The organism is Stutzerimonas tarimensis, assembly GCF_042648805.1.
Classification (GTDB): Bacteria; Pseudomonadota; Gammaproteobacteria; order Pseudomonadales; family Pseudomonadaceae; genus Azomonas; species Azomonas tarimensis.
This window is the reverse complement of record NZ_JBHRXZ010000024.1, coordinates 100,391-121,859: the sequence shown is the minus strand read 5'-3', so window position 1 is coordinate 121,859 and position 21,469 is coordinate 100,391. Positions and strand designations below refer to the sequence as shown.

Genomic DNA, 21,469 nt, shown 5'->3' with positions numbered 1-21,469 from the left:
GCAGCGTCAATTGCAGACTATAAAAAAGACGGTAATTGCATGAATCTTCACGAATATCAGGGTAAGCAACTCTTTGCCGAGTACGGCCTTCCGGTGTCGAAGGGCTACGCGGTGGATACTCCAAAGGAGGCCGCCGAGGCCTGCGACAAGATTGGCGGTGATCAGTGGGTGGCCAAAGCCCAGGTCCACGCTGGCGGTCGCGGCAAGGCCGGCGGTGTCAAACTCATCAAGAGCAAGGACGAGGCCTACGCCTTCGCTCAGCAGTGGCTGGACAATCGTCTGGTCACCTATCAGACCGATGCCAACGGGCAGCCGGTCAGCAAGATTCTCGTGGAGTCCTGTACCGACATTCACAAGGAGCTCTACCTGGGCGCAGTGGTCGATCGTGGCTCGCGCCGGATCGTCTTCATGGCCTCGACCGAAGGCGGCGTGGATATCGAAAAGGTCGCCCACGACAGCCCGGAAAGGATTCTCAAGGCCACCATCGACCCCCTGGTTGGCGCGCAGCCTTTCCAGGCGCGCGAGCTGGCGGTGAAGCTTGGCCTGGAAGGCAAGCAGATCAAGCAGTTCGTGCACATCTTCACCGGCCTGGCAAAGCTGTTCGAGGATTACGACCTCGCGCTGCTTGAGGTCAATCCGCTGGTGATCACCAGCACCGGTGACCTGCACTGTCTCGATGCGAAGATCAACATCGACAGCAATGCGCTCTATCGCCAGCCGCGGCTTCGCGACATGGCCGACCCTTCCCAGGATGATCCTCGCGAAGCCCATGCGGCGATCTGGGAGCTGAACTATGTGGCGCTCGACGGCAACATCGGCTGCATGGTCAACGGCGCTGGCCTGGCGATGGGCACCATGGACATCGTCAACCTGCACGGTGGCAAGCCTGCCAACTTTCTCGACGTCGGCGGCGGCGCCACCAAGGAGCGGGTGACCGAGGCGTTCAAGATCATTCTCTCCGATGCCAATGTGAAGGCAGTGCTGGTGAACATCTTCGGCGGCATCGTTCGCTGCGACATGATCGCCGAAGGCATCATCGGTGCGGTGCAGGAAGTAGGGGTCAAGATCCCGGTCGTGGTTCGCCTTGAAGGCAACAACGCAGAACTGGGCGCCAGGACGCTTTCCCTGAGCGGGCTGAACATCATTGCAGCGACCAGTCTCACCGATGCCGCTGTGCAGGTAGTGAAGGCCGCGGAGGGCGCACAATGAGCATCCTGATCGACACGAACACCAAGGTCATCTGCCAAGGGTTCACCGGGAGCCAGGGCACCTTCCACAGTCAGCAGGCGATCGAGTACGGCACCCAGATGGTCGGTGGCGTGACGCCGGGCAAGGGCGGCACCACTCACCTTGGCCTGCCGGTGTTCGATACCGTGAGTGAAGCCGTGGAAGCGACCGGCGCGGATGCCTCGGTCATCTACGTGCCGGCGGCGTTCTGCAAGGACTCCATCCTCGAAGCGGCGTTTGGCGGTATCAAGCTGATCGTCTGTATCACCGAGGGCATCCCGACGCTGGACATGCTCGATGCCAAGGTAAAGTGCGATGAACTTGGCGTGCGCCTGATCGGCCCGAACTGCCCGGGGGTGATCACCCCAGGACAGTGCAAGATCGGCATTCAACCGGGCTATATCCACCTGCCGGGCAAAGTGGGCATCGTTTCGCGGTCCGGCACCCTGACCTATGAAGCGGTCAAGCAGACCACCGACGCCGGCTTCGGACAGTCCACCTGCGTGGGCATCGGCGGCGACCCGATTCCGGGCTCTACCTTCGTCGACATCCTGGCGATGTTCCAGGATGATCCGCAGACCGAGGCGATCGTGATGATCGGTGAGATCGGCGGTTCGGCGGAAGAGGAGGCAGCGGCCTTCATCAAGGCCAATGTGACCAAGCCGGTGGTGTCCTACATTGCTGGCGTCACCGCGCCGCCCGGCAAACGCATGGGTCATGCTGGCGCGATCATTTCGGGCGGCAAGGGCACTGCGGCCGAGAAGTTCGCTGCATTGGAAGATGCCGGGGTAAAGACCGTCCGTTCGCTCGCCGACATCGGCAAGGCCTTGGCGGAAATTACCGGCTGGCAATCCACGCAGCGCTGATCTGGCGTCGCTATCGGTAAAAGGTCGCCCTGGGGCGGCCTTTTTCATGAGCGAAGATAATCGCTGAACCTCTGCCGAGGCGCGAAGTTCGGAAAGAAGTGCGCAAGCGGCTATCCTTTCATTTTCTGACGCGCCCCCTTCCTATGCATCGATTGAACGCGCTTGACCAGTTGGCCATTGGCTTCATGACCTTCGCCCTGTTTCTCGGCGCCGGGAATATCATCTTCCCGCCCAGTGCGGGCATGGCTGCAGGCGATAACCTGTGGCTTGCGGCGCTGGGTTTTCTGCTGACCGCGGTAGGTTTGCCGCTGTTGACCGTGGTTGCGCTGGCGCGTGTTGGCGGTGGACTTGACCGATTGACCGCGCCGCTTGGCAAACTGTCCGGCCTGGCGATTGCCGTGGTGGTCTATCTGGCCATTGGCCCCTTGTTCGCCACGCCCCGGACGGCAGTGGTTTCCTTCGAACTCGCTGTCGTGCCCTTCGTTGGCGAAAGCCGTTGGGTTCTGTTGCTCTATACCCTCATGTATTTTTCCGTCGTGCTGTTTCTCTCGCTCGACCCCGGCCAATTGGTCGACCGGATTGGCAAGTTCATCACCCCGGTGCTGCTTGTCGCGCTGGTGCTGTTGGGTGGGGCAGCGATCTTCGCACCCGCGGGCGACATCGTCGCGCCTTCGCCCGCCTACAGCGACGCACCTGCATTACAGGGTTTCCTGGAGGGCTATCTGACGATGGATACCCTCGGTGCGCTGGTGTTCGGCATTGTCATCGCCACGGCGATTCGCAGTCGTGGGGTCAGCGAGCCGGCGCTGGTGACGCGCTACACCATGGTCGCGGGCTTGGTGGCAGCGCTCGGGCTGTCGCTGGTCTATCTGGCGCTGTTCTACCTGGGCGCCACCAGCAGCGCCGTCGCGGCGGGTGCGACCAATGGCGGGCAGATCCTTGCGGCCTATGTACAGCATACCTTCGGCACGCCAGGTAGCCTGCTACTGGCGCTGGTCATCACCCTGGCCTGCCTGACGACGGCCGTCGGCCTTCTCAGCGCTTGCGGCGAGTTCTTCAGCAAGCACTGGAAGGTCTCCTACCGGACCGTGGTGGTCACGCTGGGGGTGTTCAGCCTGGCGGTGGCCAATCAGGGTCTGACGCAGTTGGTCAGCGTCTCGATACCGGTGTTGGTGGCGCTCTATCCTCTGGCGATCGTACTGGTCGCGCTAAGCCTGCTCGACCGATGCTGGAAGCATCCTCGGCGGGTGTTCCGGCCGGTCATGGCGATCACCCTGATTTTCGGTATCGTCGATGGTCTCGCTGCGGCAGGGCTCGAGCGTTTTACTCCAGGCCTGTTCAGCCAGCTGCCGTTGGCGGGTCAGAGTCTCGGCTGGCTGGTGCCGGCACTGCTCGCTCTGCTGCTGGCAGTGGTGATCGATCGACTCCGGCCGGCAGACCGCACCGGCGTCTGAGAGGCCGACAGCGTATGGGCCGCTCGGGCCCATCTATACTGGTAGGCAGTTGTCTCGAGGCTGACATGCATCTGATCGATCCCTTCTACGACAATCTCATCGCGGTGATCTGGTTTGTCTTCTGCTGGGCGGGCTACACCCTTTACGCCCGCTGGCGCGGTCGGGATACGCCCTGCCTGGCAAGTGTGCTGCACCTGTACCGGGAAGACTGGATGCGACGCATGCTGATGCGCGACAACCGCATCGCCGATGCCAACGTGATCGCCAACCTGGAGCGCAACGCGTCGTTTTTCGCCTCCAGCACGCTGATCATCCTCGCGGGCGTGCTGACCGCACTGGGTGCGTCGGAGCGGGCGGTGTCCCTGCTGGCCGACTTGCCGTTCGCACAGCCGGTCAGCCGTAGTCTGTCCGAACTCAAGCTGCTTGGCCTGGCGGTGGTCTTTGTCTATGCGTTCTTTACCTTCAGCTGGTGCATGCGCCAGTACAACTTCGCAGCGGTGCTGGTCGGTTCGGCGCCCATGGTGGGCGAGCGCAATGTCAATGATCTGGAGCGCAGGGGTTTCGCCGAACGTGCGGCACGCGTCATGTCGATGGCTGCCAACCAGTTCAACTATGGCCTGCGCGCCTATTACTTCGGCATGGCGACTCTGGCCTGGTTCGTCAATCCCTGGGTCTTCATGGGCATCACTGCGGGGGTGGTACTGGTGCTCTACCGCCGCGAGTTCCACTCGGGGGTGCTCAAGGTGATGACCTCCACGGAGACCCATGTTTCCGACCTGCCGCCGAGGGATCCGCCCACCTGAATCTGCGTTCGGCCCGGGAATTTTCCCTCGCCCCTTGAAATTCAATGTCTTGTCTCCATATCGAGGCCATCGCCGCGCAAGCGGTCCGTGCCATTGACGACGTGGAGTTCGAGACGATGAGTGTGGAATCTCAAAAAGAAACCCTGGGCTTCCAGACCGAGGTGAAGCAGCTGCTGCACCTGATGATCCATTCGCTGTATTCCAACAAGGAAATCTTCCTCCGTGAGCTGATTTCCAATGCTTCCGATGCTGCAGACAAGTTGCGCTTCGAGAGCCTGTCCAGCCCCGAGCTGCTCGGCGGCGACAGTGAGCTGAAGATCCGCCTCAGTTTCGACAAGCAGGCCGGTACGGTCACCCTGGAAGACAACGGCATCGGCATGAGCCGCGACGAGGTCATCCAGCACCTGGGGACCATCGCCAAGTCGGGTACCGCAGATTTCCTGAAGAACCTGAGCGGCGACGAGCGCAAGGATTCCCGTCTGATCGGCCAGTTCGGCGTTGGTTTCTATTCCGCGTTCATCGTGGCTGACCAGGTGGAAGTCTTTACCCGTCGTGCCGGTCTGCCTGCCGTTGAAGGTGTGCACTGGGCTTCCAAGGGGGAGGGCGAGTTCGAAGTCGCTACCGTCGACAAGCCCGAGCGCGGCACCCGCATCGTCCTCCATCTGAAAAAGGGTGAGGAGGAGTTCGCCGATGGCTGGCGGCTGCGCAATATCGTCAAGAAATATTCCGATCACATTGCCCTGCCCATCGAACTGCCCAAAGAGCAGCTCGGCGAGGAAGCGGATCAGCCGGCGGAGCTCGAGTGGGAAACCGTGAACCGCGCCAGCGCGCTCTGGACCCGCTCGCGCAGCGACGTCAAGGAGGAGGAGTACAAGGAGTTCTACAAGCACGTCGCTCATGACTTCGAGGACCCGCTGGCCTGGAGTCACAACAAGGTCGAGGGCAAGCTCGAATACACCTCACTGCTCTACGTGCCGGGCCGCGCGCCTTTCGATCTCTACCACCGCGAGGCGCCCAAGGGCCTGAAGCTGTATGTGCAGCGTGTCTTCATCATGGACCAGGCCGAGCAGTTCCTGCCGCTTTACCTGCGCTTCATCAAAGGTGTGGTGGACTCCAACGACCTGTCGCTGAACGTCTCGCGCGAGATCCTGCAGAAAGACCCGGTCATCGATTCCATGAAGACCGCGCTTACCAAGCGTGTGCTGGACATGCTGGAGAAGCTCGCCAAGAACGAGCCGGACCAGTACAAGCAGTTCTGGAAGGCTTTTGGCCAGGCGCTAAAGGAAGGCCCGGCGGAGGACTACTCCAATCGCGAGAAGGTCGCGGGGCTGCTGCGTTTCGCCTCCACCGAAGAGGGGGCCGGGGAGCAGAGCGTCTCGCTCGCCGACTATGTCGCCCGCATGAAGGAAGGGCAGGACAAGCTCTACTACCTCACCGGTGAGTCCTATTCGCAGGTCCGGAACAGCCCGCATTTGGAGGTGTTCCGCAAGAAAGGCATCGAGGTGCTGCTGCTGACCGACCGCATCGACGAGTGGATGATGAGCTACCTGAGCGAGTTCGACGGCAAGCAGTTCGTCGACGTTGCGCGTGGCGACCTGGATCTCGGCAAGCTCGACAGCGAGGAAGACAAGCAGGCTCAGGAAGAAATCGCCAAGGCCAAGGAAGGTCTGCTCGAGCGCCTCAAGGGCGCACTGGCCGACCAGGTCGCCGAAGTGCGAGTGTCGCACCGACTCACCGATTCGCCGGCCATCCTGGCAATCGGAGAGCAGGATCTGGGGCTGCAGATGCGGCAGATTCTCGAGGCCAGCGGGCAGAAGGTGCCGGATGCGAAGCCTATCTTTGAGATCAACCCGCAGCATCCTCTGATCGAGAAGCTGGACGCCGAGCCCGACGAAGATCGGTTCAAGGATCTGGCGCACATTCTCTTCGATCAGGCCGCGCTGGCAGCGGGCGACAGCCTCAAGGACCCGGCGAGTTATGTGCAGCGCCTGAACAGGCTTCTGGTGGAACTCTCCGCCTGATCCCAAAAGCCCGCCGCCCGGCGGGCTTTCTCGTTTCTGGAACCGCGACAGCTCGCCTGTAGTCAATGTCCCGTGTTCCCGAGCGAGTGTTTCCGTGAGTAGTAGAATTCTGTTGGGCCTTGCCCTTGCCCTGGCCGTGATGGCCACGCAGGCGAGGGAGTATCGATACAGTGATGCACACGTCCATTACGTGGACTTCTTCCAGGAAAGCGAGGGCATGGACAGCCTGATCGAGGTCATGGATGAGGTCGGCATCGACCACGTGATGATCAGCGGCGTGGCGGTCGCCAAGAAGTGGGACGAAAATGAACCGAAGCGTCCACGCTACTATGCTGGCGACGACGCCAGCCTTTACTGGTACAGCGCCACCGACAATCTCGTCATCGAGGCGGTGCAGGGCTTGCCCGCCGAGCTGCGTCAGCGATTCCATCCCTTTCTCAGTGGCTTCAACCCCAACGACAAGAATGCCGACGCGCATATTCGCCGGATGCTTGAAACCCATCCGGGCTTCTGGCAGGGGATCGGCGAGGTCTTCACCCGTCATGACGATCTCACTGCCTTGACCCACGGTGATGCGCCGAGAGCCAATAACGAAGCGCTTCACCGGGTCTACCGACTGGCCGCCGAGCATGACCTTCCGGTGTTGTTGCATGCCAACATAACCTCAAAGCGTGAACGTAACCCATTGTATCTGGGCGAGGTCGAAGGGGCGCTGAAGGAACATCCGGACGTTCGCTTTATCTGGGCCCATGCCGGTACCAGCATGGAAATCCACCGCCACCAGCAGCGGCTGGATTTTCTCCGACCCACCCTGGAGCGTCTCCTGGCCGAGTACCCCAATCTCCATATCGACTTGTCGTGGACGCTGCTGCGTCCTTACCTGCTGGACGGCAAGGGCAAACCTCGTGAAGGCTGGCTGGAGCTGGTCGAGGCCTATCCCGGGCGTTTCATGATGGGATCGGACGTGGTGGGCCGCTTTGGTGGAATCGGTGAGAAGCTCGATGCTTTCCGGCCATTTCTCGATGCGCTGCCCGAGGCGGTCGCTCGCCGAGTGGCACGGGATAACTTCCTGTCGATCCTCCCGGGGCCTTCAAACAGCGGTAAAGCGGGGGGCCTTAAAGAAAACGGCCCAGAGGCCGATGACCCTTGAGTGGATTCTGACGCCAGCGCTGGGCTGGCGGCGGTAATGTTCCATGTAGGGAATCGGCATGTTCAGAAATATCACCATCGCGCCACGAGCCGCCCTGGGCTTTGGCATCCTTGCCCTGATTGTCTTTCTTCTCGGAGGGCTGGCGATCACGGAAATGAAGAAGTTGCGCGGCGCGAGCCTCGACGTGGACCAGAACTGGTTGCCCAGCGTGGTCTTGCTGGGCGAACTGAACCAGAACTTCCTGCGTATCCGGGCCACCACCTTGCGTCTGCTGGTGAACCGCGAAGAGGCATCGATGCAGGCCGATCTGGCCCGCCTGGACGAGTTCCGGCAGGTCCTGGAACGCGAGCTCAAGACGTACGAGGCGCTGGTCAACTCGCCTGAAGAGCGCGCCCTGTACAGCCGGTTCGCTGACGCCCTGGGTAATTACTTCAGGTTCCAGCAGCAGATCGTCGAGCATTCCCGCCGCGGTTGGCTGGAGGCGGCGGTGGAGATCACCAATGGTGAGCTCAACGATCATGCCAACGCTGCCTCGGATGCGCTCCAGGCGCTGCAGAAACTCAATCAGCGAGGCGCTGAAGCCGCAGCCAATTTCTCCGGGGAGGTGTACGAGGGGGCGCAGGGACTCGTGATCGGCGGCCTGGTGGCCGCGGCTTTGGCGACCGTTGCGCTCGCCATGCTGTTGACCCGCAGCATCGTGCAGCCCCTGGCCCAGGCCGTGCAGGTGGCCGAACGCATCGCGGCAGGTGACCTGACCCAGGACTTCCCGGTCGAGGGGCGTGACGAGCCTGCGCGTCTGCTCGGTGCCCTCAAGGGGATGCAGCAGAACCTGCGCGACACGCTCCAGCGGATCTCCGACTCATCCAATCAATTGGCGTCCGCCTCCGAAGAGCTCAGTTCGGTTACCGAGGATTCCAGCCGCGGACTGCACCAGCAGAACCACGAGATCGAGCAGGCCGCCACGGCCGTGAACGAGATGACCACGGCGGTCGACGAGGTGGCGCGCAACGCAGTCAGTACGTCCGAGGCCTCGCGGCAGACCGACCAGACCGCGCGTCATGGTCGCGAGCAGGTGATGCGCGCAGTGGACTCGATCAACGGGCTGGCCAGCGACGTGACCGGCACTGCCGAGCAGGTCGAGCAATTGGCACACAGCGTGCGCGACATCAGCAAGGTACTGGACGTGATCCGTGCCATCGCCGAGCAGACCAACCTGCTGGCGCTGAACGCGGCCATCGAGGCAGCCCGGGCGGGAGACGCGGGCCGCGGTTTCGCAGTGGTCGCCGATGAGGTACGGGCGCTGGCGCACCGTACCCAGCAGTCCACCGAAGAAATCGAACAGATGATCGGAGGTATCCAGAGCGGCACCGATCGTGCCGTCGGTGCGATGCAGAGCAGTAATACCCGCGCGCGCTTGACGCTTGAAGTCGCCCAGGCTGCCGGGCAGGCGCTGGACCAGATTACCCAGGCCATCGGCGAGATCAACGAGCGCAACCTGTTGATCGCCAGCGCTTCCGAAGAACAGGCTCAGGTGGCGCGCGAGGTGGACCGCAATCTGATCAACATCCGCGATTTGTCCATGCAGAGTTCGGCAGGTGCCAACCAGACCAGCGCGGCCAGCCAAGAGCTGTCGCGCCTGGCCATCGACCTCAACGGGCTGGTGGCGCGCTTCAAGGTGTGATGCATGAATGAGCGCGGCCCTGGCGGGCGCATTCGCAGTGGCTGGAAACAAGAACGGCGCCCTGGGGCGCCGTTTCTGCTAGCCAGAAATCATCCCTGCCAGCGCTTGAGAATCAGCGTGGCGTTGGTGCCGCCAAAGCCGAAGCTGTTGCTCATCACGGTATTCAGGGTAACGTTCTCGCGGGTCTTGGTGACGATCGGCAGGTCGGCAACCTCTGGATCGAGCTCGTCGATGTTTGCCGAGCCGGCAATGAAATTGCCTTCCATCATCAGGATCGAATAGATGGCCTCGTGAACCCCGGCGGCGCCGAGCGAGTGGCCGGACAGGCTCTTGGTGGAGCTGATCGCGGGTGCCTTGTCGCCGAACAGGGTACGCACTGCTCGGGCTTCGGCCGCGTCACCAACCGGCGTGGAGGTACCGTGGGTGTTCAGGTAATCGATCGGATCGCTGACCGTGGCCATGGCCTGCTGCATGCAACGGATGGCGCCTTCGCCGCTGGGGGCGACCATGTCGTAGCCGTCCGAGGTGGCACCGTAGCCAACCACTTCGGCATAGATCTTCGCACCGCGGGCGAGGGCGTGCTCGAGTTCCTCGACCACCACCATGCCGCCGCCGCCGGCGATGACGAAACCGTCACGCTTGGCGTCATAGGCACGCGAGGCCTTTTCCGGGCTCTCGTTGTACTGGGTGGACAGCGCACCCATGGCATCGAACAGGCAGCTCTGGCTCCAGTGCTCTTCCTCGCCGCCACCGGCGAACACCATGTCCTGCTTGCCCATCTGGATCTGCTCCATGGCGTGTCCGATGCAGTGGGCGCTGGTGGCGCAGGCCGAGGCGATGGAATAGTTGACGCCCTTGATCTGGAACGGCGTAGCCAGGCAGGCCGACACTGTGCTGCTCATGGTGCGCGGCACGCGGTATGGGCCGATGCGCTTGACGCCCTTGGAGCGCAGGGTGTCGATGGCTTCCATCTGGTTGTTGGTGGATGCACCGCCGGAGCCGGCGATCAGGCCAACACGGGGATTGGAAATCTGCTCCGGCGTCAGGCCGGCGTCCTGGATCGCCTGCTCCATGGCCAGATAGGCGTAGGCCGCAGCGTCGCCCATGAAGCGCATGACCTTGCGGTCGATCAGCTCTTCGAGATTGAGGTCGACGGAGCCGGAAACCTGGCTGCGCAGGCCCATGTCTGCGTATTCCTGGTTGAACCGGATACCGGGACGGCTGGCGCGCAGGTTGGCGGAGACGGTCTCTTTGTCATTGCCCAGGCAGGAAACGATGCCTAGGCCGGTGATCACGACGCGACGCATGCGGAAGTCCTTCAAAAACTATCGGTAGAGGTGAACAGGCCGACACGCAAGCCTTCGGCGCTGTAGATCTCGCGGCCATCGACGTGGACGGTGCCGTCGGCGATGCCGAGGACCAGCGAGCGGTTGATGGTGCGCTTGATATGAATGTTATAGGTGACCTTCTTGGCGCTGGGCAGTACCTGGCCGAAGAATTTCACTTCGCCGGCGCCCAGCGCTCGGCCACGGCCGGGGTTGCCCTGCCAGCCCAGGTAGAAACCCACCAGTTGCCACATGGCATCCAGGCCGAGACAGCCCGGCATGACCGGATCGCCCTCGAAATGGCAGCCGAAAAACCACAGGTCAGGGTTGATGTCCAATTCGGCGACCAGTTCGCCCTTGCCGAACTTGCCGCCGACCTCGCTGATGTGGGTGATGCGATCCACCATCAGCATGTTGGGGGCGGGCAGTTGCGCGTTACCCGGGCCGAACAATTCACCGCGACTGCAGCGCAGCAGATCTTCCCGGGAAAAGGCGTGTTGCTTGGTCATGCGTGCTCCTCAATGGACCCTGCTGTCAGGGCGGGCATACTACAGGCCTGTCCCGCAGGCAGAGTGCTGGAGGCCTTGGTCATAGACTGATGAGTCGGGGTGAAAGTCACAAGGTCGACTGTCTGTCGTCATGAACACCGGTGCAGGGCCATCCCCAGGCCCGCAATGGCGAGCGCGGATTTTCGCGCACTTTACCGATCATGGCTACCGGTTCAGCGGCCAAGGCGACGATTGCCCCATCGAAAACAGGGACTTGAACCGTACGGGGTGGCAGCCTCGGCCGTTGCGTTGCAAGGGTTTCAAGACATGTCCTGGCGGGCGCCGGGCGCGTTGGCAGCAGGTGCTCTGCCTGCCCTGCTGTTTTCCTGCAGGATGAGCTCGAGGATAAAGGTCGATCCGACACCGGGCTGGCTTTCAGCCCGAAGCGTGCCGTTCATGTGGCGGGTGAGGTTCGAGGCGATGGTCAGCCCAAGGCCGGTTCCACCGTAACGCCGGGAGATGGAGCTGTCGGCCTGCTGGAACGCATCGAACATATGATCGAGGCGGTCCGCGGGGATGCCTATGCCGGTGTCGGCCAGTTCGCAGGTCAGTCTGACCCACCCATCGCCAAGCACCTTCCAACGGGTGGAAAGACGAATCGACCCCTCCTCTGTGAACTTCAGCGCATTGCCAAGCAGGTTGACCAGAATCTGCCGCAGACGGGTCGGGTCGCCGCGCAGTTCCAGCTTTTCCAGATCAGGCTGGGTATCGAGCAGGAAGGTGAGTCCGCGCATCTGGGCGCCGTGCTGGAATACCTGAACCGAATTGCGGATAAGCTCGGCGGGCGAGAAGGGAATTTGCTCGAGGTCCAGCCCGCCGCGCTCGATCCGCGAAAAATCGAGGATATCGTTGATCACCTTGAGCAGATGTCCTGTGGACTCGCTGGCGAGCTCGGCGTATTCGTTCTGCTCCTCGGTCAGTTGGGTGGTCTGCAGCAGCTGAAGCATCCCGAGCACGCCATTCATGGGTGTGCGCAGCTCATGGCTCATCATCGCCAGAAAGTCGGACTTGGCGCGGTTGGCCTGCTCGGCATCCTCGCGCGCGGCGATCAGCTGCGCAATGGTAGCGCGCTGCGCATTGTCGGCCCGCTCCAGCGCCCGTGCCATTTCATTGATATGCCGGGCCAGGTCACCGAGTTCGCCATCATCGACTTCCGGTATCCGGGTACGGTAGTCACCGTCCTCGATCGCCTTGACTGCTTCGCCCATCTGGCTGATCGGCCGCGATAGTTGTCCCGCCAGGCGCCGCGCAAGTATGAAGGTGACCAGCAGCGCAAGCGAGGCGAGTACGCCGGCCTTGAGCAGGATGACTTGTTGTTGTCGGGTGAAGGCCTCGTCCGAGAGCGTGACGATGACCCGGCCCAGATACTGTTCTTCGGCCTGCTCAGCGATATCGACGGGCAACGCGTCGTCTTCGAGCGCAATGCGTTGCAGCAGAATCGGGCTGGTATAACTGGTGACGGACGCCTCGCGATGCGAAACCCTGTCGCGCATCAGCGCGAGCAGCAGAAGATCTTCGTGGTCGCGTATCTCCAGATGGCGTACGTGTGGTGTGCTCAGGGACGCCTGCAAGAGGTTTTCCAGGACCTGGATGTTACCGGAGATCACGCCGTACTCGGCGGCCGGTGCGAGCTGATCGGCAATCAACTGCCCGGTGTTGTCCAGCTCGTCGCGTAAGTCCTGCAGTCGTGAAAAGGTCAGGAAACTGGTCAGCAACAAGGTGATCAGGAGCGCGGGCCCCACGCTGATCAGCAGTGTGCGGGTGCGAATGTCCTGACCCGAATGAATCATCGACGCTCTCCTTCGGCGAGACTCTGCGCGGCCAGTCTTTCGTCGATCAGTCTGATGCCCAGCGAGCGGGCGACCTGCCGGTTGCCGACGACCTTGAAGCGGGAGGGATAGAGGGTTCGGGGCCAGGTGGACGAGGGACGGTCGAGCAGTTCGTCCAGCGTGTCGAGCCAGTCCTGCTGGTCGCTGTAGCTGGTGGTGAGGCTTCCTGCCTTGACGAAGGCCGCGGTGGGACCCACCAGCGGGCGGCCCTTGGCATAGCTGGTCAGCAGCAGGCTCTTGGCAGTCGCCGCGTTGTAGATCGCCGGATCGTCTATGCCAAGTAGGACGTCGCTGGAGAGCAGCACCTGCTTGAGGGTGTCAGTGTCACGTGGGTCCGCCCATTCCCGGGCCACGATACTCAGCTGTAGTTTCGCTGCGGCTTGCCGGGCTTCTGGCAGCAGGAACGCAGCCTGTGCGCTGTGGGGAAGCCCGATGCGGGTGACGTTGGGCAGCAGGTGCTTGATCAGGCGCAGTTGGCGCTCCAGGGGGGCATCGCTCCAGAGCAGGCTCAGCGTGCGCGGGCGACGGTCCCCCAGCAATGGCTGGGCCTGGATGCGACTGACCAGCAAGACCAGCGTGGGTGGTCCTGCTTCGCTGTGCAGGCGCCATCTGAGCGCCTTTTCACCCAGGGTGATGACCCGCACGTCAGCCGCCAGACGGTCAGGCGCAGGCGCTGCGTCCAGCGCGACAAAGCGGACCCGTTCCTGCGGGCGGCGCTGGCCCAGCGTGTCGGCGAAGGCGCGGGTCGCGACGGAATCCTCGGCCACCAACAGGATCTCGCCAGCCCAGGCCGCCTGCGGGGCAGCCAGGAGCCACAGCAGCCAGGCGAGGGCACTGATCCAGCGGTAGATCCGGCTCCTCCGTGAGGCGGTTGCGTTCATCAGAAGGACAGATCTACCGTCAGGTAGAAGAGGTGACGGTGTTCGTAGTGGTTGTCTGCACCCGATAGCGGTTCGTCGTCAAGCCGCTGTTGCAGCACTCCGGCGAGTTCCAGCTCGGCAGTGCCCATACGCACCCGCTTGGCCAGACGCAGATCCATGCGCTCGAAGCGGTAGCCATTCAGGCCATCGGCACCGTAATAGATCAGGCTGCTGTTCCAGTTGCCGCCCCAATCGCGTAGCCAGGCCAGCGAGCCACTGTGACGCGGAGTGATGACCTGGTCGAGTGGATGACTGGCGTCTGCCTGGATATAGGCGTAACCCAGGCGCAGCCGATCGCTGAGCCCCAGCTGCCAATCGATTTCCGTTTCCACGCCTTCGAGGATCAGACGGCTGCGGTTATCCGGGTCGAAACGGTAGATTTTCGGCTCGTGGGAGATGAGATCGCTGATCTCGTCGTGGAACAGCTTGACGTCTAGGTTCAGTCCGAGCCGCTGGAAGCGCCCGTTATAGCCCAGCTCATGGGAGTGAATGCGTTCCTGGCGGAGATCCCCCGGCCCCCGTGCCGACATGAAGTAGTAGGCGTCGCGCTGTCCGAGCGCAGCCGGCCGCAGGTCAGTCACCCGATAGTTCCAGTCCGCGTCGTTCTCGAACATGTCCGGTGAGCGCACGGCCTCGGTGTACACCGCCCGCAGACCGTGGGCTGGAGTGATGAGATAGTTCACCGCCACACGGGGTGACAGAGAGCGCCCGACATTGCTGTCGTACTCGCCCATGGCGCCCGCCTGCAGCAGCCAGCGCTCGCTCAGGTACCACTCCAGATGACCGAACAATCGCCAGACGTCGCGGTTCTGCCGGTCGTTGAGGTGCGTTTCGCTATAGGCGGCGTCGTAGCGGTAGCTCGCCCCACTGACCAGGCGCAGGTCGTCGTTCAGGCTGAGGGTACTCTGGGCCTCGATGTCGACGCGGTTCTCGCGGATGTCCTCGTTGATCACGCCGCAGGTGTGGGCCTGTAGGCCCGTGGCTGGGTCAGTGAGCGAGATTAGCTGAGGGATGACTCCATCGAGGTAAAGCTCCCTTTGCCTGGGCGTTTGAGGTGTGAAGATGCCGCTGGCAAGAAAGGCATCCCGCTGCGGCTGGCTGGCCAGGCTCCACAACTCCCGGAGTTCGGGGCTGAAGATGATCTGGGCATCGCAGGCACGCCAACTGCGCAAACGCTCCCACTGCTGGAGATTGGCCTGCACCTGCAAGCTATGCCGGCTGCTGGGCTCGAGGCTCCAGCGCAGGCTGGCCGCGAAATCGCGGGCGGTGACGTCCGAGTCCGCGTCTGATTCACTGGGTTGAGGGGCGATGGGCAAGATCGACTGATAAGTGTTGTTCATCTGGCTGCTGCCCTCCTTTAGCGCCAAATGTCCTTCTAGCGTCTGCCAGGCACCGAGGCTGTGGTCGGCGCTCAGGTGGAAACGGTTCAAGCGCCGTCCGTCCCGCTGATCGGTGCCATCGCCACGCTGGTAAAAACCCTCCTCCTGCCGTCCTGACAGCGACAGTCGCAGGTCTCCACCGTCCCAGTGCAGCGCCTGACTGGCGTACCAGTCGGATATGCCCCGACCACCGGCACCGTACTTCAGCCGGGTGCCCTCGCTCTCGGCGGGTGGCACCGTGATGATGTTCACCACGGCCATCAACGCATTGGCGCCATAGCTCACGGTATTGGGCCCGCGAAAGACCTCGATCCGTTCTATGTCTTCGATGGCCACCGGGATGTCATGCCAGTCGACCTGGGCGAAGCCCGCGCGATACACCGAGCGCCCATCGACCAGCACCTGCAGCCGGCGCGCTTGCCGAGCGCTGCTGCCGTGGTAGTTGACGGTACTGATATTGCCGTTGGGAACGACCAGCATCCCGGGCACGAGGCGCAGCAGTTCGGGTAACTCGCGGGCGCCCGAGGCGCGGATAAGGGCACGGTCGACCACGCTGATGCTGCCCGGTACGGCCGCTGGCGCCTGGCGTAGGCGAGTAGCAGTGAGGACTTCGGGAACAGGCTGATTGTTCAGGAACAGGTCGCCTTCGGCGGCCCAGGCGGCAGGCGCTGCGCCGATCAGGGCACCCTGTAGCAACACCATGGTACATGTACGACGGAACAAGGCAGAACCTCTCTGCCGGCGGAGGGGTAAATGCCGCGCATCTTAAACGAGGCGTGGAGGAATGCCAGTATCGATTCAGGCCGGCCGCCGACTGGCAGCCAATGATCTTGGCCCAACACTGAGGCGTCACTGCATTCGTGTTGATAGCATTAAGGCATCATGTGCATGTTTCCCATCGGGGGAGGCGAAGCAGTTAGCGTCTAGTCGGGGACACCAGCATTGGAAGATATGAAGCGCTCGTTCGGTATCGTGTGGGTCAGCCAGACACTAGTGATTTTTTCTGTAGTGCTCGTCGTGTTCACTGCCGGCATTTTGACCTATCAGCACACCGATTCCCTGATCAGTTTCAGCCTCGTTATCCTCTGCGGCTATCTACCGGAGCTTTTCGTCATGCCGCTGGCAGGGCCCTGGATCGATCGCTGGCCCCGAAAGCGCATCCTCCTGGGGTGTTGCTTCATCCAGTGTTTGGTGTTCAGCACTTACTGGCTCAACCTCGCGGCTGACGAGCCGAGTATGCCGCTGGTCTATGCCGTGCTGTTGCTCAGCTCTCTTGTCGGCGGTGTTCATCGGTTGGCTTACAACGCATCACTGACGTTGTTCACTCGTAACGATCGCGCCTACCCTCGACTGAACGGAGTGGCTCAAGCGGGCTTGGCATCGGCTCATGTTTTGGCCCCGCTTGTAGCAGGAACCCTGTTGACGCTCACAGAGGGCTGGTTGGTAGCCGCAGTGGCCGCCACGGCATGCCTGCTAGCCGGGCTAGTGATGCTGCGGGTCGATTTCCCGGAGTTGCCTTCTACTCGGCGTTGGCGGTCGAGCAAGCGGGACTTCTGGGTCGGTGCGCGCTACCTCGCCCGCGCGCGCGGATTGCGGCTGTTTCTCCTCATGCATGCTTTCGCCAATCTGGCCCGCGGTGCCTCGGTAGTCCTTTTTACTCCCTTCATCCTCGAGTTCGCCAGCGAGGCGGTGTTAGGCACGCTGCGCTCGGTTGCGGGGCTGGGCATGGCTTTGGGAGCGGTTTTTATGGTCGTCTGGGGCGGTCCGGTCAGGCAGCTTCGTGGCGTAATTGTATCTCTGACAAGCTGTGGCCTGTTCATGGCGCTGATCGGCCTGACTCGCGCACCATTGGTTATCGGTTTGGCCACTTTTGCGCTTTTCGTCGCTACCCCCATTCTGGCGGCGCTAGCGCATTCGATCTGGCAGCGACGCGTGCCAGCTTCAGTCCAAGGGCGGGTCTTTGGCCTTCGTGACAGTCTGGCCGGGGCGGCGCTCGCTTTGGGGTACGTGGCCTCGCCCTGGGTCGCCGCCGGTCTTTTTGAGCCGCTTGCCGGGTCACGAGTCGCGGGCATCGCCGCACTGTACGTGACGATGGGGCTGGCGACTGTGGCATTGGCGGTCGTTGTGGCCAACCATCGTGCTGTTCGCCGCCTTGGACCTCAGGATTGAGGTGGTGGCGCCGGGTTCGCGCCTTATAATGCGGCCCAAAGTTGCGTATGGGAGAGGCGGGATGACTACAACACAACCGATCGCGGTGCTCGGAGGTGGCAGCTTCGGAACCGCCATCGCCAACCTGCTGGCTGCCAACGGCCACTCGGTTCTGCTATGGATGCGTGACCCCACGCAGGCTGAAGCGATTCGCGTCACACGGCATAACCCGCGCTATCTCAAGCACGTCGAAATCGACGCCCTGGTGGAGCCGGTAACCGATCTGGCCTCGACTCTCGATAGCTGCCAGCTGGTTTTCGTGGTGTTGCCCTCCAGTGCCTTGCGCAAGGCGCTGCAGCCCCATGCCGACAAGCTGGCCGGAAAGTTCGTGGTGAGCACCACCAAGGGCATCGAGGCGGAAACCTTCATGCTGATGAGCGAGATCCTCGAGTCCATCGCCCCCGAAGCGCGCATCGGGGTGATTTCAGGCCCCAACCTTGCGCGTGAGATTGCCGAGGGTGCCCTGACCGCCACCGTGGTCGCCAGCGACGACCAGGCACTCTGCGCCGAAGTGCAACGGGTTCTGCACGGGCGTACCTTTCGCGTCTACGCCAGCCCCGACCGCTTTGGTGCCGAGCTTGGCGGTGCACTCAAGAATGTGTATGCGATCATGGCCGGGATGGCCGGTGCGCTGGGGATGGGCGAAAACACCAAAAGCATGCTGATCACCCGGGCGCTGGCCGAGATGACCCGCTTTGCGGTGCGGCTGGGTGCCAATCCCATGACCTTTCTCGGGCTGGCGGGTGTCGGCGACCTGATCGTGACCTGCACCTCGCCAAAGAGCCGAAACTATCAGGTGGGCTATGCCGTGGGCGAGGGCCTGAGCCTGGAGGAGGCCGTCTCGCGTCTCGGCGAAGTGGCCGAGGGGGTGAATACGCTGAAGGTGCTACGCTCCAAGTCCGAAGCGCTGGGCGTCTACATGCCCCTGGTGGCGGCGCTGCATGCGATCCTGTTCGAAGGTCACGGCATGGATGAGGTTATCGAGATGCTGATGAGCGGTGAGCCGAAGACCGACGTGGATTTCATCGCGTCGACCGGCTTCTAGACACTACGGAGACACCATGAACGACCTCAAGCAGGCACCTGAACGTGAAACGCTGATCCTGCGCATCATCTGGATGGTGCTGTTCTTCTTTGTCTGGCAGTTCGCCGAAATCCTTCTGCTGCTCGTGGTACTGCTGCAGTTGCTGATGCGCCTGATTCGCGGTGAAGTGCACACGGGGGTGCAGCAGTTCGGCGACAGCCTGAGCCAGTACCTGGCGCAGATCGGCCGATTCGCTACCTTCAACACCGAGCAGAAGCCCTGGCCCTTCTCGGACTGGCCCGCTCCGCGCCCGGCCGAAAGCGAGCGCATCGTCGAAGTGCCAGGTAACGGGGGTGTCCAGCCATGAAGCTCTGGCTGCTGCGCCATGGTGAAGCCGAGCCGCGTGCCCGCAGCGACGCCGAGCGGGCGCTGACCGAGCGGGGTCGCCTGGAAACGCGAGCCAGCGCAGCGCATCTGGCGGATGTCCGGTCGATCCTGGCAAGCCCCCTGGTGCGGGCGCAGCAAACTGCCGCGCTGGCTGGAGAGATCCTGGCCTTTGCTGGTGAAATCCAGACCGTTCCCTGGGCCACGCCCGATTCGGATCCGCTCGCCGCGATGCGCTATCTGGACCGCTTCGAGGGCGAGTCGGTGTTGCTGGTCAGTCACATGCCGTTCATCGGCGAGCTGGGAGGGTTGCTGGTGCATGGGCATCGACGTGATCCGCTGTCGATGCGCACCGGAAGCCTGGCCGAGCTGGACGGTGAGGCGATGGCCGCGGGCTTGATGCGTCTGGCCTCGCTTCGCCATCCCCGGCCGGTCTGAGTGGGGATGGCCGGCAGCAGCCAGCCACCGGCGCCTGAGCCCTTGGCCGAGTCCCTGAGCCTGGCGCTGCCCCATGTGACGGTCGCGGCGCAGTTGCACGGGCCGCGCGATGGTGTGCCGGTGGTGGCGCTGCACGGCTGGCTGGACAACGCGGCAAGTTTCTCCCGGTTGGCGGCAAAGCTGCCCGGCCTGCGGATCCTGGCGCTGGATCTGCCCGGTCATGGGCTGTCAGGGCACCGGCCGCCAGGGCTCGGCTATCACCTTTGGGAGTATGCGCACGACGTGCTGATGGCGGCCGAGGCCCTGGGCTGGCAGCGGTTTTCACTGCTCGGCCATTCCATGGGCGCGATCGTCTCGGTTCTGCTGGCAGGCTCGATGCCGGAGCGGATCGCACGGGTCGGCCTGATCGATGGTGTGCTTCCGCAGACCGGGGCTCCCAGCCGGTCCCCTGAGCGCCTGGGGCAGGCGCTGCGCCGGTCTTTACGCAGCCGCGAGCGAAAACCACTGTACCCGAGCATTGACGACGCCGTGCGCGCGCGCATGGGCGCAGGTTATCCGGTCAGCCGTGAGGCTGCCGAGCGGCTCACCGAGCGGGGGCTGGTGGCTATCGAAGGGGGGTTTACCTGGCGCAGCGATCCCCGGTTGCTGGCACCCACGCCGATGCGGCTGAGCGATGAGCACGCCAAGGCCTTCATTGCGGAGGTGCGGTGCCCGGTCAGGCTGATACTGGCCGAGCAGGGCATCTATGCCGATGCGGCCGAGCAGATGGCAGCCTTGCCATTTGAGTGCTGCTGGCTGCCGGGCGGGCACCACCTGCACCTGGACGACGAGACCGGCGCGGATGCGGTCGCCGCGGCGCTGCTCGGCTTCTTCAGCGACTGACCTGTCTCGATACCGGGGCGCCTAGCAAGATGGTGTCGCAAAGCGCGCCTTGACTTGCGGCGATCTTCTGACGAGCCTGAAGCGCATGCAGCCGGAGCCAGGCATGATCGATCTCCATACCGCGGCCACACCCGACGGTCGCAAGGTCTCGATTGCCCTGGAAGCCCATGTGTTCCACCGCTACTTTCCCGAAAGGATTCCAGTCGTTACAAAGCGCTACCAAAAAGAAATCCGCCGACAGTACGAAGTGCTCGATACCCGGCTCGGCCAGGCACAATACCTGACGGGCGACTACAGTATCGCCGACATCGCCACCTGGCCCTGGGTCGCTCTGCATGCCTGGGCCGGCGTTTCGCTCGAAGGGCTGGACAACCTCCAGCGCTGGATTGCAGCGGTCGGTGCACGACCTGCCGGTAGGCGCGGGCGCGCCATTGCACCAAGAGAAGCCGGACATGCCCTGAGCACCGGCCAAGCCATGCTGATACGTTGAGGTGCTTAGTGAGGTTGCCATGGATTGTGGGACTTGCTGTGTTCGCCCAGACCGCCTGGGCCGTGGATGTACCGGGAAGTGAGGACCTGCCGACCCTCTCGCGTTATCCGCAGGCGGAAATCATCGATTACAGCCGCGAGACGGTGGCCGAGCGGCTCTATCCGATGGGGTCGCTGCAACGTATCGGTGGCCGCTTGCGAATGAACGATCAGGTTGTCGTCGGGGGCGAACTGACCGGCATCACCTACCAGTTGCCACGCATCCATAGCGGCCTGGAAGCCTTTACCCTGACCCGTCAGGCGTTGCTGGAGCAGGATGCCGAGCTGTTGTACTGGTGCGAGGCGCGAGAGTGCGGATCCAGCAGCCTCTGGGCCAATTCGGTGTTTGGCAAGGCGATGCTCTACGGCCCTGAGGCGGGGCAGGGCTACCTGCTGGCACGACTGGCCGAGGAGGGGCGCGGGGCAGACAGTCTGATTGCGCTCTACGCCATCACCCGCGGTAATGGGCGCGCCTACCTGCAGGTGGAACGGCTGCAGCCCGACGCGCCCCTGGGCAGCGTCCTTCCGGCGCCGGCCACCTTGCTGCGGCAGTTGCGCGAGACTGGCGAGTTGCACCTGACCCGGCTTCCCGATGAGCCGGGCGGCGAATGGCTGCGAGTCTTGCAGCGTGCCTTCCAGCAGGAAGCGCACATGCGTGTGAGCCTGTCCGGTGCCGAGGCGACGGAGTGGCGTGAGGCGCTGGTGGCCCTGGGCATCCGTGCCGGTCGCATCGAGCAGGATCGCTCCGATGAGCCGGGGTTACACATCAGACTACTGCGCTGATCACCCGGGCGGCGTCCTG

The 21,469-nt window shown here is 63.0% G+C and carries 18 protein-coding genes and 1 pseudogene; 14 read left to right on the top strand and 5 right to left on the bottom strand.

Annotated elements, in window-relative coordinates; genetic code table 11:
* Window positions 1-39 precede the first annotated feature (39 nt).
* The 7 genes from sucC to ACFOMF_RS14290 all read left to right on the top strand — a co-directional run bounded on the left by sucC (window position 40) and on the right by ACFOMF_RS14290 (window position 9,202).
* Complete coding sequence (gene sucC, locus ACFOMF_RS14320; protein ID WP_386366055.1) at window positions 40-1,209, top strand: ADP-forming succinate--CoA ligase subunit beta; 1,170 nt, start codon at window positions 40-42, stop codon at window positions 1,207-1,209.
* Window positions 1,206-2,093, top strand: coding sequence for a succinate--CoA ligase subunit alpha (gene sucD, locus ACFOMF_RS14315; RefSeq protein ID WP_386366054.1), 888 nt, complete (start codon window positions 1,206-1,208; stop codon window positions 2,091-2,093). Before sucC ends, sucD begins: the two co-directional genes overlap by 4 nt.
* Window positions 2,094-2,236: 143 nt before the next feature.
* Complete coding sequence (brnQ, locus tag ACFOMF_RS14310) at window positions 2,237-3,547, top strand: branched-chain amino acid transport system II carrier protein (protein ID WP_386366052.1); 1,311 nt, start codon at window positions 2,237-2,239, stop codon at window positions 3,545-3,547.
* Between the two features lie 65 nt (window positions 3,548-3,612).
* Entirely contained in the window at window positions 3,613-4,350 is a 738-nt protein-coding gene (locus ACFOMF_RS14305) for a DUF599 domain-containing protein (protein ID WP_386366049.1), read from the top strand.
* Between the two features lie 116 nt (window positions 4,351-4,466).
* Window positions 4,467-6,371, top strand: coding sequence for a molecular chaperone HtpG (gene htpG, locus ACFOMF_RS14300; RefSeq protein ID WP_386366850.1), 1,905 nt, complete (start codon window positions 4,467-4,469; stop codon window positions 6,369-6,371).
* A gap of 139 nt (window positions 6,372-6,510) precedes the next feature.
* Entirely contained in the window at window positions 6,511-7,521 is a 1,011-nt protein-coding gene (locus ACFOMF_RS14295; RefSeq protein ID WP_386366848.1) for an amidohydrolase family protein, read from the top strand.
* A 58-nt stretch (window positions 7,522-7,579) separates the two neighbouring features.
* On the top strand, window positions 7,580-9,202 hold the full coding sequence (locus tag ACFOMF_RS14290) for a methyl-accepting chemotaxis protein (RefSeq protein ID WP_386366047.1): 1,623 nt from the start codon (window positions 7,580-7,582) through the stop codon (window positions 9,200-9,202).
* An 89-nt stretch (window positions 9,203-9,291) separates the two neighbouring features.
* Here ACFOMF_RS14290 and fabB read toward each other — a convergent pair whose 3' ends face one another.
* From fabB to ACFOMF_RS14265, 5 genes and pseudogenes are all read right to left on the bottom strand, one after another.
* Window positions 9,292-10,509: a beta-ketoacyl-ACP synthase I gene (gene fabB, locus ACFOMF_RS14285; RefSeq protein WP_386366046.1), complete on the bottom strand. Its 1,218-nt coding sequence runs from the start codon at window positions 10,507-10,509 to the stop codon at window positions 9,292-9,294.
* A gap of 11 nt (window positions 10,510-10,520) precedes the next feature.
* Window positions 10,521-11,036, bottom strand: coding sequence for a 3-hydroxyacyl-[acyl-carrier-protein] dehydratase FabA (fabA, locus tag ACFOMF_RS14280; RefSeq protein WP_386366044.1), 516 nt, complete (start codon window positions 11,034-11,036; stop codon window positions 10,521-10,523).
* 323 nt (window positions 11,037-11,359) lie between these two features.
* Window positions 11,360-12,865: pseudogene (locus ACFOMF_RS14275) on the bottom strand (ATP-binding protein); the annotation flags it as partial.
* Window positions 12,862-13,785 carry an ABC transporter substrate-binding protein gene (locus tag ACFOMF_RS14270; RefSeq protein WP_386366042.1) on the bottom strand — a complete coding sequence of 308 codons (924 nt, stop codon included), beginning with the start codon at window positions 13,783-13,785 and terminating at the stop codon, window positions 12,862-12,864. The pseudogene ACFOMF_RS14275 and the gene ACFOMF_RS14270, both read right to left, overlap by 4 nt.
* Window positions 13,785-15,905 carry a TonB-dependent receptor plug domain-containing protein gene (locus ACFOMF_RS14265; RefSeq protein ID WP_386366846.1) on the bottom strand — a complete coding sequence of 707 codons (2,121 nt, stop codon included), beginning with the start codon at window positions 15,903-15,905 and terminating at the stop codon, window positions 13,785-13,787. Before ACFOMF_RS14265 ends, ACFOMF_RS14270 begins: the two co-directional genes overlap by 1 nt.
* 249 nt (window positions 15,906-16,154) lie before the next feature.
* Between ACFOMF_RS14265 and ACFOMF_RS14260 the strand changes: the two genes are divergently transcribed.
* The 7 genes from ACFOMF_RS14260 to ACFOMF_RS14230 all read left to right on the top strand — a co-directional run bounded on the left by ACFOMF_RS14260 (window position 16,155) and on the right by ACFOMF_RS14230 (window position 21,450).
* A complete protein-coding gene (locus ACFOMF_RS14260) occupies window positions 16,155-17,372 on the top strand; it encodes an MFS transporter (protein WP_386366040.1) in 1,218 nt (405 codons plus the stop codon).
* 61 nt (window positions 17,373-17,433) lie between these two features.
* Window positions 17,434-18,456: an NAD(P)H-dependent glycerol-3-phosphate dehydrogenase gene (locus tag ACFOMF_RS14255; protein WP_386366037.1), complete on the top strand. Its 1,023-nt coding sequence runs from the start codon at window positions 17,434-17,436 to the stop codon at window positions 18,454-18,456.
* Window positions 18,457-18,472: 16 nt separating this feature from the next.
* The gene (locus ACFOMF_RS14250) at window positions 18,473-18,802 is read left to right on the top strand and encodes a DUF4389 domain-containing protein (protein WP_386366035.1); all 330 of its coding nucleotides are present in this window, start codon (window positions 18,473-18,475) and stop codon (window positions 18,800-18,802) included.
* A complete protein-coding gene (sixA, locus tag ACFOMF_RS14245) occupies window positions 18,799-19,257 on the top strand; it encodes a phosphohistidine phosphatase SixA (RefSeq protein WP_386366033.1) in 459 nt (152 codons plus the stop codon). The genes ACFOMF_RS14250 and sixA overlap by 4 nt, the downstream gene beginning before the upstream one ends.
* Before the next feature lie 6 nt (window positions 19,258-19,263).
* Entirely contained in the window at window positions 19,264-20,139 is an 876-nt protein-coding gene (locus ACFOMF_RS14240; protein WP_386366031.1) for an alpha/beta fold hydrolase, read from the top strand.
* A 103-nt stretch (window positions 20,140-20,242) separates the two neighbouring features.
* Window positions 20,243-20,629 carry a glutathione S-transferase C-terminal domain-containing protein gene (locus ACFOMF_RS14235; protein ID WP_386366030.1) on the top strand — a complete coding sequence of 129 codons (387 nt, stop codon included), beginning with the start codon at window positions 20,243-20,245 and terminating at the stop codon, window positions 20,627-20,629.
* 8 nt (window positions 20,630-20,637) lie between these two features.
* Window positions 20,638-21,450: a DUF4892 domain-containing protein gene (locus tag ACFOMF_RS14230; RefSeq protein WP_386366028.1), complete on the top strand. Its 813-nt coding sequence runs from the start codon at window positions 20,638-20,640 to the stop codon at window positions 21,448-21,450.
* The last annotated feature ends 19 nt before the right edge of the window (window positions 21,451-21,469 follow it).

What these genes read in the sequence shown, in the direction of transcription:
- sucC (WP_386366055.1), top strand. Translation starts at nt 40, where the DNA reads ATGAATCTTCACGAATATCAGGGTAAGCAACTCTTTGCCGAGTACGGC.
- sucD (WP_386366054.1), top strand. Translation starts at nt 1,206, where the DNA reads ATGAGCATCCTGATCGACACGAACACCAAGGTCATCTGCCAAGGGTTC.
- brnQ (WP_386366052.1), top strand. Translation starts at nt 2,237, where the DNA reads ATGCATCGATTGAACGCGCTTGACCAGTTGGCCATTGGCTTCATGACC.
- ACFOMF_RS14305 (WP_386366049.1), top strand. Translation starts at nt 3,613, where the DNA reads ATGCATCTGATCGATCCCTTCTACGACAATCTCATCGCGGTGATCTGG.
- htpG (WP_386366850.1), top strand. Translation starts at nt 4,467, where the DNA reads ATGAGTGTGGAATCTCAAAAAGAAACCCTGGGCTTCCAGACCGAGGTG.
- ACFOMF_RS14295 (WP_386366848.1), top strand. Translation starts at nt 6,511, where the DNA reads ATGGCCACGCAGGCGAGGGAGTATCGATACAGTGATGCACACGTCCAT.
- ACFOMF_RS14290 (WP_386366047.1), top strand. Translation starts at nt 7,580, where the DNA reads ATGTTCAGAAATATCACCATCGCGCCACGAGCCGCCCTGGGCTTTGGC.
- fabB (WP_386366046.1), bottom strand. Translation starts at nt 10,509, where the DNA reads ATGCGTCGCGTCGTGATCACCGGCCTAGGCATCGTTTCCTGCCTGGGC.
- fabA (WP_386366044.1), bottom strand. Translation starts at nt 11,036, where the DNA reads ATGACCAAGCAACACGCCTTTTCCCGGGAAGATCTGCTGCGCTGCAGT.
- ACFOMF_RS14270 (WP_386366042.1), bottom strand. Translation starts at nt 13,785, where the DNA reads ATGAACGCAACCGCCTCACGGAGGAGCCGGATCTACCGCTGGATCAGT.
- ACFOMF_RS14265 (WP_386366846.1), bottom strand. Translation starts at nt 15,905, where the DNA reads ATGGTGTTGCTACAGGGTGCCCTGATCGGCGCAGCGCCTGCCGCCTGG.
- ACFOMF_RS14260 (WP_386366040.1), top strand. Translation starts at nt 16,155, where the DNA reads ATGAAGCGCTCGTTCGGTATCGTGTGGGTCAGCCAGACACTAGTGATT.
- ACFOMF_RS14255 (WP_386366037.1), top strand. Translation starts at nt 17,434, where the DNA reads ATGACTACAACACAACCGATCGCGGTGCTCGGAGGTGGCAGCTTCGGA.
- ACFOMF_RS14250 (WP_386366035.1), top strand. Translation starts at nt 18,473, where the DNA reads ATGAACGACCTCAAGCAGGCACCTGAACGTGAAACGCTGATCCTGCGC.
- sixA (WP_386366033.1), top strand. Translation starts at nt 18,799, where the DNA reads ATGAAGCTCTGGCTGCTGCGCCATGGTGAAGCCGAGCCGCGTGCCCGC.
- ACFOMF_RS14240 (WP_386366031.1), top strand. Translation starts at nt 19,264, where the DNA reads ATGGCCGGCAGCAGCCAGCCACCGGCGCCTGAGCCCTTGGCCGAGTCC.
- ACFOMF_RS14235 (WP_386366030.1), top strand. Translation starts at nt 20,243, where the DNA reads ATGATCGATCTCCATACCGCGGCCACACCCGACGGTCGCAAGGTCTCG.